Source organism: Clostridium neonatale (genome assembly GCF_900465025.1).
Lineage (GTDB): Bacteria > Bacillota > Clostridia > Clostridiales > Clostridiaceae > Clostridium > Clostridium neonatale.
The window spans coordinates 1,104,373-1,118,925 of the sequence record NZ_UICR01000002.1 but is presented as its reverse complement, the minus strand read 5'-3'; the positions used below and the strand labels follow the sequence as shown (position 1 = coordinate 1,118,925).

At 28.3% G+C, this 14,553-nt stretch carries 14 protein-coding genes; all 14 read left to right on the top strand.

The genetic code is table 11. The features are described 5' to 3' along the window. Window positions 1-239 precede the first annotated feature (239 nt). The 14 genes from CNEONATNEC86_RS16725 to era all read left to right on the top strand — a co-directional run bounded on the left by CNEONATNEC86_RS16725 (window position 240) and on the right by era (window position 14,551). A complete protein-coding gene (locus CNEONATNEC86_RS16725) occupies window positions 240-1,787 on the top strand; it encodes a nitrite/sulfite reductase (RefSeq protein WP_159136424.1) in 1,548 nt (515 codons plus the stop codon). A 185-nt stretch (window positions 1,788-1,972) separates the two neighbouring features. Next, window positions 1,973-2,626, top strand: coding sequence for a tRNA (guanosine(46)-N7)-methyltransferase TrmB (gene trmB, locus CNEONATNEC86_RS16720; RefSeq protein ID WP_058296292.1), 654 nt, complete (start codon window positions 1,973-1,975; stop codon window positions 2,624-2,626). A 623-nt stretch (window positions 2,627-3,249) separates the two neighbouring features. Next, window positions 3,250-4,194 (top strand): 50S ribosomal protein L11 methyltransferase, encoded by a 945-nt coding sequence (gene prmA, locus CNEONATNEC86_RS16715; RefSeq protein WP_058296291.1) that lies wholly within the window; start codon window positions 3,250-3,252, stop codon window positions 4,192-4,194. A gap of 20 nt (window positions 4,195-4,214) precedes the next feature. Further along, complete coding sequence (locus CNEONATNEC86_RS16710; protein ID WP_125148244.1) at window positions 4,215-4,976, top strand: 16S rRNA (uracil(1498)-N(3))-methyltransferase; 762 nt, start codon at window positions 4,215-4,217, stop codon at window positions 4,974-4,976. A 6-nt stretch (window positions 4,977-4,982) separates the two neighbouring features. Continuing rightward, window positions 4,983-6,356 carry a tRNA (N(6)-L-threonylcarbamoyladenosine(37)-C(2))-methylthiotransferase MtaB gene (mtaB, locus tag CNEONATNEC86_RS16705; protein WP_159136423.1) on the top strand — a complete coding sequence of 458 codons (1,374 nt, stop codon included), beginning with the start codon at window positions 4,983-4,985 and terminating at the stop codon, window positions 6,354-6,356. Window positions 6,357-6,746: 390 nt separating this feature from the next. Then, window positions 6,747-7,091 carry a histidine triad nucleotide-binding protein gene (locus CNEONATNEC86_RS16700; protein ID WP_058296288.1) on the top strand — a complete coding sequence of 115 codons (345 nt, stop codon included), beginning with the start codon at window positions 6,747-6,749 and terminating at the stop codon, window positions 7,089-7,091. A 137-nt stretch (window positions 7,092-7,228) separates the two neighbouring features. Then, the gene (gene rpsU / locus CNEONATNEC86_RS16695; protein WP_008429643.1) at window positions 7,229-7,405 is read left to right on the top strand and encodes a 30S ribosomal protein S21; all 177 of its coding nucleotides are present in this window, start codon (window positions 7,229-7,231) and stop codon (window positions 7,403-7,405) included. Window positions 7,406-7,434: 29 nt separating this feature from the next. Further along, complete coding sequence (locus CNEONATNEC86_RS16690) at window positions 7,435-7,887, top strand: GatB/YqeY domain-containing protein (RefSeq protein ID WP_058296287.1); 453 nt, start codon at window positions 7,435-7,437, stop codon at window positions 7,885-7,887. 423 nt (window positions 7,888-8,310) lie between these two features. Beyond that, the gene (yqfC, locus tag CNEONATNEC86_RS16685) at window positions 8,311-8,589 is read left to right on the top strand and encodes a sporulation protein YqfC (protein ID WP_058296286.1); all 279 of its coding nucleotides are present in this window, start codon (window positions 8,311-8,313) and stop codon (window positions 8,587-8,589) included. Window positions 8,590-8,594: 5 nt separating this feature from the next. After that, entirely contained in the window at window positions 8,595-9,725 is a 1,131-nt protein-coding gene (gene yqfD, locus CNEONATNEC86_RS16680) for a sporulation protein YqfD (RefSeq protein ID WP_125150122.1), read from the top strand. 32 nt (window positions 9,726-9,757) lie between these two features. Beyond that, window positions 9,758-11,890, top strand: coding sequence for an HD family phosphohydrolase (locus CNEONATNEC86_RS16675; RefSeq protein ID WP_125150123.1), 2,133 nt, complete (start codon window positions 9,758-9,760; stop codon window positions 11,888-11,890). A 5-nt stretch (window positions 11,891-11,895) separates the two neighbouring features. Further along, window positions 11,896-12,396 (top strand): rRNA maturation RNase YbeY, encoded by a 501-nt coding sequence (gene ybeY / locus CNEONATNEC86_RS16670; RefSeq protein ID WP_058296283.1) that lies wholly within the window; start codon window positions 11,896-11,898, stop codon window positions 12,394-12,396. 119 nt (window positions 12,397-12,515) lie between these two features. Next, a complete protein-coding gene (locus CNEONATNEC86_RS16665) occupies window positions 12,516-13,217 on the top strand; it encodes a diacylglycerol kinase (RefSeq protein WP_058296282.1) in 702 nt (233 codons plus the stop codon). Between the two features lie 443 nt (window positions 13,218-13,660). Then, entirely contained in the window at window positions 13,661-14,551 is an 891-nt protein-coding gene (gene era, locus CNEONATNEC86_RS16660; RefSeq protein ID WP_058296281.1) for a GTPase Era, read from the top strand. The last annotated feature ends 2 nt before the right edge of the window (window positions 14,552-14,553 follow it).

Genomic DNA, 14,553 nt, shown 5'->3' with positions numbered 1-14,553 from the left:
TATATTCAAAAAATATATCGATGGAAAACTACAATAATTTACTAATTTTATAAAAAGTTAATTTAATTTATAATTACGTTATAAATTTTATGAAAAATTTATAAAAAGTTTTTGTAAAATTTATTAATAATTCGGAGTGTATCAAAAGATATAAGTATTTATGAATATTTTTGAGCGGATATCAGAATATTATTTATAGAATATATTTATCAAATCTAAATTGAGGGGAAGATTAACAAATGGATGATTTAAAAAAAGAATTATTAAAAGAAATCGAAGAGTTTAGAAAAGTTGGACATAAATTTTTAGAAAATGAAATTTCAATTATGGAATTTAAGAAAGTATCTGGCGGCATGGGAGTATATGCTCAAAGAAATAAAAATGGGTTTATGATAAGACTAAGAATTCCATCTGGTATAACAAGCAAGAAACAAATGAAGTGGATTTTAGATACAGCTAAAAAGTATGGATTGGAAAAGGTTCATTTAACAACAAGAGAAGCAATACAATTTCATGATTTAACAATAGATGAGGTTTGTGACCTTATGAAAGAAGCACTAGAAGAAAATATATACACAAGAGGCGCAGGTGGTAATTATCCAAGGAATGTTGCTATTTCTCCTCTAGCAGGTGTTGACAGATTTGAAGCATTTGATGTAACTCCATATGCATTAATAGTAAATAATCATTTTCTAAAAAAGATAACTTCATATAAACTACCAAGAAAGTTAAAGGTATCTTTTTCAAGCAGCAATATGGATTGTGGTCATTGTAATATTACAGATTTAGGGTTTTTAGCAACAATTAAAGATCATAAGAAATATTTTAAGGTATACTTGGGAGGTGGACTAGGTGCTAATCCTAAATTAAGTATAGAATACCCAAAGTTAATAGATCCAAGTGTAGTTTTATATCACGTTGAAGCAATGACTAAACTGTTTATTGAACAAGGAGACTATGAAAATAAACATAAAGCAAGAATAAGATATATTGTAGAGAGGATGGGAAAAGAAGAATTTCTAAAATGCTATCAAGAAAAGCTTGATGATGTGATGAAAGATGAAGATTTAACTTTAGATTTACATCCAATTGAAATTGATAAAGAAGGAAAGAAAACAGAAATAAATAATCAAAGATTATATGCTCAAAAACAAAATGGATTATATAGTGTATATTTTCATCCTTTTGGAGGGCAATTACACTTAAAAGATTTAGAAGATATATTAGATTGTATTGAAGATATGAAGCAAGTGGAATTACGCCTTACAATGACAGAAGGAATATATATAAGAAACTTAAATGGTGATGAAGCTGGAAAGGTTCTAGATATTACAGAAGGTCGTGGGGGAGAAACACATCTAGAAGAAAGTGTATCATGTATAGGAGTACCTACTTGTCAAATTGGTATCTGTGAAAGTCAAAAGACCCTATTTAATATATTAGAATATTTTAGAGAAAAAAGTTATAAAAAAGATGTTCTTCCAAGGGTTCATTTGTCAGGTTGCATGAATTCGTGCGGTATTCATGAAGCTTCGATGATAGGATTTGCTGGAAGTCGTAAAAGAATTGATGGTGAACTTAAAGATGTATTTGAACTTCATATTAATGGATCGTTTGAAGAGGGAAATGCAAGATTAGGGAAAGTCTATGGAAGTATTTTAAGTGAAAAAATTCCGGAATTCTTATACGAACTTGCAATAAAGGTAGAAGAAAAAAATGTTAATTTTGAAGAGTTTGTAGATAAATATGAAAATGAGTTAAAGGATCTAGTAAAAATATATTCATAGTAAAGAATAATATATTAGCCACAGTAAAGTTTACGATATTAATATGTTTAAACTTTATTGTGGCTTATTTAGATTAAAAAAATATATATATTTATATGAATTATAGAGTAAAAGGAACAAAAAATTGCAATATATTTTTATATATGTATAATTATTATGAATGATAAATAATGGAGTGAATAACTATGAGAATGAGAAAAAAACCATGGGCGAGACCTGAATTAGAGGCTTGTAGCTTTTTTGTTATAAATCCTAAAGAAAATAAAGGGAAATGGAGAGAAACTTTTGAAAAAGATCAGCCTATATATTTAGAATTAGGATGTGGAAAAGGAACGTTTATGGCTGTACATGGTTCAGAAAATCCAAATATAAATTATATGGCAATTGATATAAAAGATGAAGTATTAGGACTGGCGAAGAGAAATATTGTTAAAGCATATGAAGAAAAAAATATGCCACTTACCAATATTAAATTAATGGCACAAGAAATAAGCCTCATAAGCAACATATTTGATGAAAATGATGTTATAGATAGAATCTATATAAATTTTTGCAATCCTTGGCCAAGAGAAAAGCATAAAAAGAGAAGATTAACTCACACTAGGCAGTTAAATCAATATAGAACTTTTTTGCGTGATAATGGAGAAATTTATTTTAAAACTGATGATGATGAATTATTTGAAGAATCTCTTGAATATTTTAAGGAAAGTAAGTTTACAATTAAATATATAACTTATGATTTACATAATAGTGATTTTATAGGTAATGTTGAAACTGAACATGAAAAGATGTTTACTGAAAAAGGAATAAGGACAAAGTTTTTAATTGCAGTTAAGTGAGAACCCAAATTGGCATATAAAACTTGGTGAGGAACGAGTTTAGTGGTATAGCCCTTCTACGAACGAATGTGAGTAGAAGTTTCCGAATATATTTGGCTGATCGAACTTACTCCTATGAACGGATGTGAATAGTGAGTTTCCTTTAAAATGTGAATAACTAGAAGTTACGACAACTAAAAGTAAAGAAGTGACACAGGTTAAATAAAAAAATTATTGTGTAATTATTTTAAGAATGAAAAAATGCCCAGAATATAAGAATATAAGAATATAAGAATATAAGAATATAAGAATATAAGAATATGCTTATATTATGGAGATTAGATGTAATTAAAAATAAGGAAACACCTAATCATATACATTCATAGGTGTAAGCGATTCGCACAAAATACAAGATTTGGGCTCTCTGCTTAAGGAAACATCTTCATCAGTAGATGAAGATGGGCTATACCGATAGGTTTGTATCTAACTAAGCATTATATGCAAAAGAGCAGCTATGCTGAAATACATATATTCTACTTGTTTTATTATCTTAGAGATAATATTACAATATATTTTTGCGTTAGAAATTAATAAAAATAATGAGATAAATAAATTATAATAAATTAGGAAGGGAAGATTATATAATGGATGGAATATGGATAGAAGTTAGTGTAATAACAAAGAGTGAGGCTTTAGAACCAATATCAGGTATTTTCTATGGATTAGGATGCCCTAATGTTGCAATAGAAGATCCAGAAGATTTGCTATCTAGAGATCAGGGACCATTAACATGGGATTTTGCAGATATAAATATATTAGAACATAAAGGTAACGCAGCAGTGGTTAAAGCTTATTTTTCACAAGATGATAAGGTAGATGAAATTGTTGAGTATACTAAGGAAAAACTTGAAGAAATAAAATCAATGGGAATAGATATTGGTGAAGGTATAGTTGAAGCAAAAACAATGCATGAAGAAGATTGGGCCAACAATTGGAAGAAGTACTATAAGCCAGTTAAAATTACAGATAAAATTGTAATTAAGCCAATATGGGAAGAATATGAGGCGAATGAAAAAGATTTAGTAATAGAATTAGATCCAGGTATGGCTTTTGGAACAGGTACTCATGAAACAACAAGAATGTGTATTCAAGCTTTAGATAAATATGTTAAACCAGATACAACTGTATTCGATGTTGGATGTGGATCAGGAATTCTTGCAATAGCAGCAGCAAAGCTTGGTGCAAAACATGTTATAGGTGTTGATTTAGATCCTGTAGCTGTTGATTCTTCAAAAGAAAATATAAGCTTTAATAATTTAGATAATATAGAAGTTTTAGAAGGTAATTTATTAGATGTAGTAAATGGAAAAGCAGATGTTGTTGTTGCAAATATAATTGCTGAAATTATATGCGTATTAACTGAAGATGTTAAGAAAGCACTTAATGATGGAGGATTATTCATAACATCAGGAATAATCCATGATAGAGTTGAAATGGTAACAAATAAATTAAATGAATGTGGATTTGAAGTAATTGAAATAAATAAAGATGGTGAATGGAATTGCATAGTTGCAAAATGTATTAAATAAATGTTTTAAAGGAGAAGATTATGCATAAATTTTTTACAGAGCCATGTAATATTACAACAAGTGAAGGAAAAATATTAGGTGATGATGTTAAACATATATACAAAGTTTTAAGATTAGATGAAGGTGAAAAAATAATCCTAAATAATTGTGAAGGTATTGAATATTTATGTGAAATAGACAGCATTACTAAATCTGAAGTCATTGTAAAAATAATAGAAAAATTAGATAAAAACAATGAAAGCAGTATAAGAATTCATTTGTTTCAAGGTCTTCCTAAAGGACAAAAGATGGATTTAATAGTTCAAAAAGGAACTGAACTTGGAGTTTTTGAATTTATTCCTACTATTACTTCAAGAGTTGATGTAAAACTTAAAGGTGAGTTTAAAAAACTTGATAGATTAAATAGAATAGCATTGGAGGCCTGCAAACAGTCTAAAAGAAGCATAATACCGAAAGTAAAAGAAGTAGTTGACTTTGATGAAGCAATAGATGAATTAAAAGATATGGATTTATTTCTAGTAGCATATGAGAATGCAGAGAATTATGGGATAAGAAGCCTAATAAATCAATTTGAAGAGAATAATATAAAGCTAGAAGATATAGTTGACATTGGTATATTAATAGGTCCTGAAGGCGGATTCGAAGAAGAGGAAATAGAACTACTAAGAGAAAAAGGTGCTAAGATTATAACACTTGGAAATAGAATACTTAGAACTGAAACAGCAGGATTTACGTTAGCAGCATTATTGCAATATGAATTAGGAGACTTAGGAGGGATTTAGATTAATATGGTAGAAAGCCAAATTAAGATAGTTCAAGAAAAAAATGAAGAAGAACTAAAGAAAAATAGAAAACCTAGTGTGGCTTTTGCAACATTAGGATGTAGAGTAAATCATTACGAAACGGAAGCAATGACGGAAAAATTCCTTAGGGAAGGATATGAAATAACTGAATTTGATAATTTCGCAGATGTTTATGTAATCAATACATGCTCAGTAACAAATATGAGTGACAAGAAATCTAGACAAATAATAGGAAGAGCTAGAAGGAAAAATGAAAATGCTGTTATTGCAGCAGTGGGATGTTATTCACAAGTATCTCCAGATGAAGTTTCTAAAATAGATGGAGTTGACGTTGTTCTTGGTACTAGAAACAAAGGTGATGTTGTTTATTATGTAAATAAGGCTAAAGATGAAGGCAAGATGCAGGTGGCTGTTGGGGAAGTTCTTAAGAATAAAACTTTCGAGGAGCTTAACATAGAAGAATATCAAGATAAGACTAGAGCATTCTTAAAGATACAAGATGGCTGCAATAGATTTTGTACATATTGCTTAATACCATATACAAGAGGAAGAACTTGCTCAAAAGATCCAGATAAGGTTTTAGAAGAAATAAAAAGACTAGAAGAACACGGGTTTAAAGAAATTATATTATCTGGAATTCATACAGCGTCTTATGGTGTAGATTTAGAAGGAGATGTAACTCTTATAAGTCTTCTTCAAGAAATTGAAAAATTAGATGGAATTGAAAGAGTAAGAATAGGATCTATTGAGCCAAGTTTCTTTACAGATGAAGTTATTGAAAAAATGAGGCATATGAAAAAATTATGCCCACAATTCCATTTATCACTTCAAAGTGGATGTGATGAAACTTTAAAAAGAATGAATAGAAGATATACAGCTAAAGAATATGAAGAAGCTGTTTATAAAATAAGAGAAAATCTTAAAGATGCATCAATAACAACAGATGTTATTGTAGGGTTTCCAGGAGAAACGGATGAAGAGTTTAATGAAACATATAAATTTTTAGAAAGAATAAAACTAACTAAAACACACATATTTAAATTTAGTCCAAGAAAGGGTACTAAGGCTGAAAACATGCCTAACCAGGTTGATGGGACAATTAAAGAAAAGCGAAGTAAGGCATTAATTGAACTTAATAATAAAAATGAAGGTGAATTTAGTGAATCTTTAGTTAGAAGAGAAATGGATGTTTTAGTTGAAAAAGAACTCAATGAAAAGCCTGGATATTTTGAAGGCTATACTAGGAATTATGTTAGAGTTGTATTTGAAAGTGAAAAAAGTGATATAATTGGAAAAATAGTTAAATGTAAGATAGAAGAAGCAAATGGTGATTATGTAAGTGGTAAGATTTTGTCATAATTAATATGTTTATAACAAAATCTTTTGTAAGGTAGATATATAAATAAGAAAGTATTTTATAAATGAAACAACATAAAATCTAAGTTATATTGTTTTGAAATGTAGAAATTTAACATATATATTGGTATAATAAATAGTAGTACATTTAATAAAAAATATGAAGTATCTACAAAATATAATGTTAAAACAAGTAAATATTAATTTAGATAAAAGATAAATCAGATGGTAGGCAAGATAAATTTAGTAATACAATTCATACATTCATTAAAAAGTAAATGATCTTACTTAAATTTTGAAATGTATATTTTGAATGCTGAATTTATAAAAATAAATTATGAATTGCCATGATGGGTATCCTAAAGGACATGGATTGATTAAGGGGGTGAGAGCATGGATGAATGTATTTTTTGTAAAATAATAAAAGGTGAAATACCAAGTAAAAAACTATATGAAGATGATAAAGTAATAGCTTTTCATGATATAAATCCTGAAGCACCTATTCATTTTTTAGTTGTGCCCAAAGAACATATAGAAAGTGTTAATGCACTAAATGAAGAAAATTCAGATATAATAGCACATATATTTAAAGTTATAAATAAGTTAGTTAAAGAAGAAAAAATAGCTGATTCAGGTTATAGAATTATTAATAATTGTGGTAGAGATGGTGGTCAGACTGTAAATCATATTCATTTCCACGTACTTGGTGGAAAAACTTTACCTATGAAATTGACTTAAACTGTCTCCGTTTCTAGATATAAGCTTTTGATTTTTTTACTTAATTCTTGACATAGTTTATTTAAATATTGTATAATATATCATGTGTTATTAAGCCCATAGCTGATTAATTTTAGCTAGCGGAGGGAGGGATATCAATGTCAGAAATTAAAGTTGGAGAAAATGAAACACTTGAAAGTGCGTTAAGAAGATTTAAAAGAAAATGTGCTAGAGCTGGAGTTCTTTCAGAAGTTAGAAAGAGAGAACATTACGAAAAGCCAAGCGTTAAGAAGAAGAAGAAATCAGAAGCTGCTAGAAAGAGAAAGTTCAAGTAGAATTATTTCTTTTGAAAGAGGGTACGGATATGCCAACAATTAAAGAACAATTACAAAATGATTGGAAAACTGCTTTAAAGACTAAAGATAAGTTCACAGCTAATGTACTTAGCACAGCTAAGGCTGCGGTATTATTAGTTGAAAAGACTGAGAACAAAGTACTTGCAGACGATGATGTTATTAGTATATTAGCAAAAGAAATCAAACAAAGAAGAGAAGCTTTGGCTGATTTCGAAAAAGGGAACAGAGAAGATCTAGTTGAGCAAAATAAGGCTGAAATAGAAATCCTTTTAAAATACCTTCCTCAGCAGTTAAGCGAAGAAGAAATAAAACAAATAGTAAAAGAGTCAGCTGAAGAAGTGGGTGCAAATAACATTAAAGACATGGGAAAAGTTATGGCAGTAGTTAGACCTAAAGTTTTAGGTAAAGCAGATGGCAAACTTGTTAGTCAAATTGTTAAAGAATATTTAAATAATAAATAATAAAAGAACTCAAGTATACTTGAGTTCTTTTATTATTTAAAAAGAGTCGCTATAAAGCGGCTCTTTTTTATTCTTTAGGAAATTATATTCACGGACAATCTGTGGATAGGTTATTTAAAAAAATATTGCACTAAACTAAATGCACAGCTCCTAAAGAATAAAAAATAAATTATATGCGCCTGGCCTTTTCTTCGGCAAGCTCAGAAAATCCAGAATGCGCTGAAAAAAATCGACGGCTAAAGGATTTTATTGAATTTAAATTATTGTATTCTATTGGATTTATATTTTATAGGGGATTATATCATAGTCGCCTTGGCGATTTTTTTATTCAAAGTAATAACATAAAAGGTGGTATTTATAGCATTAATTTTGATTATATATCATAAATTAAAAATGAATAACTTTATTATGGAGGAGAAAATTATGGAGGAGAAATTTCAAAAGGGTAGAGAGAAGATTTTGAGTAAACTTGATTTTCCTAGTGATATTACTTTAGACCTACCTAAAATAATAGTAACTGGAGATAAAGAGATAACAATTGAAAATCATAAGGGAATATTATCTTTTGAAAGTGATCAGATTAAAATAAATTCTAGAATTGGTAGTATAGCTATAAATGGAAAAGATTTTGAAATATTGTTTATTGGAGATACCACAATGACTATAAGCGGAATATTTAAAGGTATTTCATATGAGAGGTAGAAAAAATGAATTTAGAAAAATTAAAGTCTGGGAAAATAACAATAGAAATAAGTGCTTTATCAATAGAAAAAATATTGAATGCGTTATGGAAAAATAATATTCAAACTTCAAATGTTACTAGGAGGAATTTAACAACGATTAGATGTTCGATAATGTATTCAGAATATAAACAAGCTGTAAATGTAGTAAAAAAGTTAAAGGGAAAAATAAAAGTTATTGGAATGAATGGGGTAATAGTATTTATATTACAAATAAAAAGGAGGCTTTCTTTAGCTGTTGGGTTTGTGGTATTTTTCATATTATTATATTTGTTATCTAATAATATCTGGGCAATAGATATTGAAACACAAAATAACTTAACTCCGTTTGAGGTTCGAAAAGAATTAACATCAATAGGAATAACTCCGGGAATAAAGAAAGCTAATATTAACGTTTACAATATAGAAAGGAAAATGGAAGATTTAGATGATCAAATAATGTGGATTCGAGTAAGAATTGAAGGATCAACTCTTAGAGTTGTTATAAAAGAAAAAATAAACCCGCCTTTAACTGAAAAAGAACTTCCTAATGAAGTTTTAGCTAAGATGGATGGGGAAATTAAAAGAGTGTTTACAGTTTCAGGAAATTCTGCTGTTGTACCTGGAGATATAGTAAAAAAAGGCGATGTATTGATTTTGCAGAAGGAAGGAAGAGAGGGGTTTGAAAAAGAGGTTAAACCTAGTGGAACTGTAATAGCTAATACCTTCTATGATAAGTTTATGGAAGTCCAAATAAGTGGTGAAAAATTAAAACGAACTGGAAATAAGGATAGTGACATCTATATAAATATTTGTAACAAAAAAATTTACTTAAAAAAGGCTATAAATGATTTTGAATATTATGATAAAATAGAAGAAAGGAAAGGACTGTTAAATAAAGTTGTATATTTTGAAAAGAAAGGCGAACAAATAAATTTAGATAAAGATACAGTTATAAATGAATGTGCTTTAAATTTACAAAAATCGTTAGAAAAAAGCTTGAGTAAGGATGCTAAAATTATAGACAAAAAAATAGAAGAAGACGACTTAGGTAATGGCAAAATAATAGTTAAAATTACGTTTACTGTAGAGCAAGATATAGCAGAAAAAGTATGGTAATTGCTTTATTATGAGATGAGAAGGTGATATACATGAAGGATGGACAGAATAAAAATAATAGTGTACAACATAATAATATAAAGATTAGGAGAATAGTGTTATTTTTTGTAGTATACATGATAGCATATATATTACTTATTAGTACTGTAACGCCTAAGCAATATAATTTAAAAGAAGGGGATATACCAAGAGTCGATATCAAGGCAACCAGGGATATTGTTGATGAAAAGTCAACTCTTGAAAAAGAAAATCAGGCTATTGAAAAAGTTGGAAAACAATACACATTAAGAGGAGAAGTTAAAAGTGAGGCAGAGAACAATATAAAAATATTGTTTGATAAATTAAATGAAAGTGTTTCATTAGTTGGAGAGAAAAATGATGAAGAAGATTCAAATGATAAAGAAAGTGATAATTTAAAAACTCAATATGAGAAAATCGCAGAGCTTAAAAAAGTTATAAATGTTACTTTAACACAAAATGAATATAAAGCTTTATTAGATATTCCAAAAGAAAATCTGGATAGTTTACAAAAAAATATTCTTAACATAATAAATACGGCATATGAAAAAAACTTAGAAGAAAATGATGAAGAATCACTTAAAGAAGCTAGAGAAAATGCAACGAAGGATGTAAAAGTTTTGGGATTAAGTGAGGAGTTATCAAATGCTTTTTCAGCAATTGTAAGTAATGAGATAAATCCAAATTTCTTTTATGATGTAGATAAAACAGAAGAAAAAATTAAAGAAGCGCAAAAGAATGTATCTAAGGTTATAATAAAGCAAAATCAAATAATAGTAAAAGAGGGGGAACCTGTAACAGCTGAACAGCTTCAATTATTATCAGACTTAGGAATGCTTGATGATGAAAATGCTAAAGTATATTCATATGTTTATCTTGTAGTAGGAGTATTTTTAGCTACAATAATGTTTTTACAATTTATATATATAAAATCTAATTACGTAGCTGTATATAAAGATACTAAAAAGTTAGCTTTAATAAGTTTAATTAATATAATGTCATTAGTATTTGCACGTGCACTAGGTTTTGTATCGCCTCTCTTAATGCCGTTTGCATGTGCACCTATGCTTATATCGTTGCTAATAAATTATAAGATATCACTTGTTGTTAGTTCATTAAATATGATTCTCATAAGTGCATTAAATGGATTTGATATTCAAGTAATGATGATAGGAATTGTAAGTTCAATATTAGCTTCTACTTTACTTAAAAGAATGCAGCAAAGAAATGAATTGTTATATACGACTGTATATATTGCAATTGTAAGTGCAATAATTACAGTAACTACAGGAATGCTGATATCAAGTGATTTCATGGATGTATTCATTAAAAGTGGTATATCATTTATAGGCAGTATATTATCAGGTGTATTTGCAATGGGAATATTACCATTCTTAGAAAGTACATTTAATGAAGTTACAGTACTTAAGTTATTGGAACTATCTAATCCAAACTCACCATTACTAAAAAAACTGTTGATGGAAGCACCGGGAACATATCATCATAGTATTTTGGTTGCTAATTTAGCAGAACTCGCCGCAGAAGAAGTGGGAGCTAATGCTGTAATAGCAAGGGTTGGAGCATATTATCATGATGTTGGAAAAACAGAAAGACCATATTTCTTTGGTGAAAATTTAATGGGTATGGAAAATCCTCATAATAAGATATCACCTAATTTAAGTGCATCAGTTATAATTTCTCATGTAAAGGATGGATTAGAACTTGCAAGAAAACATAATTTACCGAGAGTTATTCAAGAAATTATTGCACAACATCATGGGAATACTTTGGTAAAATATTTTTATTATACAATGAAAAATAATTCTGATAATTTAGAGGATATAAAAGAAGATGATTACAGGTATCCGGGACCAATACCAAGTTCAAAAGAAGCTGGAATAGTAATGCTTGCAGATAGCACTGAAGCAGCTGTAAGATCAATAAAAGAACCAAATAAAGAAAAAGTTGATGAAATGATAAACAATATAATTAATGATAAATTAGCAACAGGCCAATTAAACAATTGTGAATTGACATTAAAAGACTTAGATAAGATAAGAAAATGCTTTATGTCAAGTTTAAATGGAATGTATCATGAAAGGGTAGAGTATCCTAAAGAAAAGAAAAAGGAAGACAATAAGGAGTAATAAATATGATTTATGTGGATGACAGGCAGACAAAGATAAATGTGGATAAAGAATTAATTGATCAATTAACTTATGTTATAGAATTCGCATTGAAAGAAGAAGAAGTAAGTGTGAAATGTGAAGTTTCATTATTATTTGTAGATAATGATGAGATAAAAGAAATCAATAATGAAACTAGAAATATTGATAAGGAAACAGATGTTTTATCATTTCCTATGCTAGAATACTCAGAAAATAAAGTGTTTAAAGAACAATATAAAGATCATGAATTTTTGCCTAGTGACTTAGATGGAGAAGAACTTGTACTTGGAGATATTGTTCTTTCGTTAGAAAAGGCCTTAGAGCAAAGTAAGGAATATAATCATTCTTTTGAAAGAGAAGCATCATACTTAGTTGTACATTCGGTACTTCATTTGCTTGGATATGATCATATGAAAGATGATGAGAAAATCATTATGAGAAAAAGAGAAGAAGAAATATTAGGAAAGTTAAATATATTAAGATAATTTATTAATTCTTGAACTATTTAATATGAATAATAAAGTATAGGATTTAATAATAATAAAATTATAATAATTTATATTTTATAAGTCTATGTGTTTCTTTATAAAAGGGGCTGTAATTGATGAAAATAAAAAAAACATTGGATAGTTTCAATAATGCCATAAATGGAATTATTGATACAGTAAGAACAGAGAGAAATATGAGAATACATTTAATTGCTACTTTGGGAGTACTAATAGCCTGTTTTTGTTTTGATATAAGCAAAGTTGAGTTTTTAATACTAACAGTTACTATATCAATGGTAATAGCAGCTGAATTAGTTAACACGGCTATAGAAGCAACTATAGATATGACAACTAATTATTATCATCCATTAGCAAAGGTAGCAAAAAATGCAGCAGCAGGAGCTGTTCTTATAACAGCAATTAATGCATTGGTAGTAGGATACGTTATATTTTGGGATAAGGTATCAAATCTTTCGTATAATTTAATAAATAAAGTTAAAAATTCAGAGCCGTATACCATGCTTATAGTGTTATTTATAGTATGTATAGCAACTATAATAGTTAAGGCAATCTTTGGAGAAGGAACACCTTTAAAGGGTGGTATGCCTAGTGGTCATAGTGCTTTGGGATTTTCTATAGCAACTGCAATATCATTAATAACAGAAGAACCAATATGTATACTTCTTAGTTTTTTATTAGCCTTTATTACAGCTCAAAGCAGAGTTGATTCTGAAGTTCATAGTATACTTGAGGTTGTTGTTGGGGCAATATTTGGAACATTATTAACACTTATTATTTTTACTGTATTTAGACTTTAGATAGTTTAGAATTGAAAGTGAACAGTTGACAATCAAGGAGAAAAAAACTTACAGATTTTTTTGAAATGTAGTATTGCATGAAAAATTGTTATACAATTTTTAGCTGTTTTTTTACTATCTTTAATTTTTTAGATTTTATAAATAAGATCTATGTTTTTAACTTTATGATAGATACAGTTAAAATATGAAATTAAAAGCCTAATTAGAACTAAAATAAATAAAAAATACACTTGACATGAATAAAGGCAAAAGTACAATGGTCTGTCAACTGTCAACTGTCAACTGTCAACTGTCAACTGTCAACTGTGGATTGTTAATTAAAGAACTTAGTGATATACTATTTATACATTTAGAGTATAATATTTAATACGAAATATCTTTTTAAGTATTTTAACAATAGAGGAAGGCTTAATTACTACTTAAGCAGAACATAAGGAGGAAATATGTTTAAATCAGGTTTTGTTACAATAGTTGGAAGACCTAATGTGGGAAAATCAACTTTACTAAACTATATAATGGGAGAAAAATTATCGATAGTTTCCAATAAACCGCAAACAACTAGAAATAATATACAAACAATTTTAACAGAAGACGATTTTCAAATGATATTTGTTGACACGCCGGGAATACATAAGCCTAAACACAAATTAGGTGAGTATATGGTAAATGCAGCAAAAGAATCAACAAAGGATGTTGATCTAGTATTATTTTTAACAAATCCATGCGATGAAATAGGAAAAGGAGATAAATTTATTTTAGAAAGTTTAAAAGATAAAAAATGTCCAGTATTTCTTGTTTTAAATAAAGTGGATGAAAGCACTCAAGATAGAGTTGCAAAAACATTACAAATGTTTAGCGATGAGTTTCCTTTTGCTGAAATAATACCTATTTCAGCAATAAAGGGAAAGAATGTAGATACATTAATTAATTTAATGAAGAATGCCATACCTGAAGGGCCTAAATATTATCCAGATGATATGATAACAGATGTTCAAGAAAAATTTGTTGTATCAGAAATAATAAGAGAAAAAGCGTTAAGAACTCTTAGAGATGAAGTTCCACATGGAATAGCTGTAGATATAATTCAAATGAAACAAAATGAAAAAGGAACATATCATATTGAAGTTGATTTGATTTGTGAAAAGAATTCACATAAGGGAATAATAATAGGAAAGAATGGACAGTGCCTTAAAAAGATTGGTGAAACTGCAAGGTATGAATTGGAGAGATTCTTAAGATCAAAAGTTAATTTAAAGATTTGGGTTAAAGTTAGAAAAGAGTGGAGAGATAATCAAAATCTATTAAAAGAACTTGGATATAAAAAGAATAAATAACA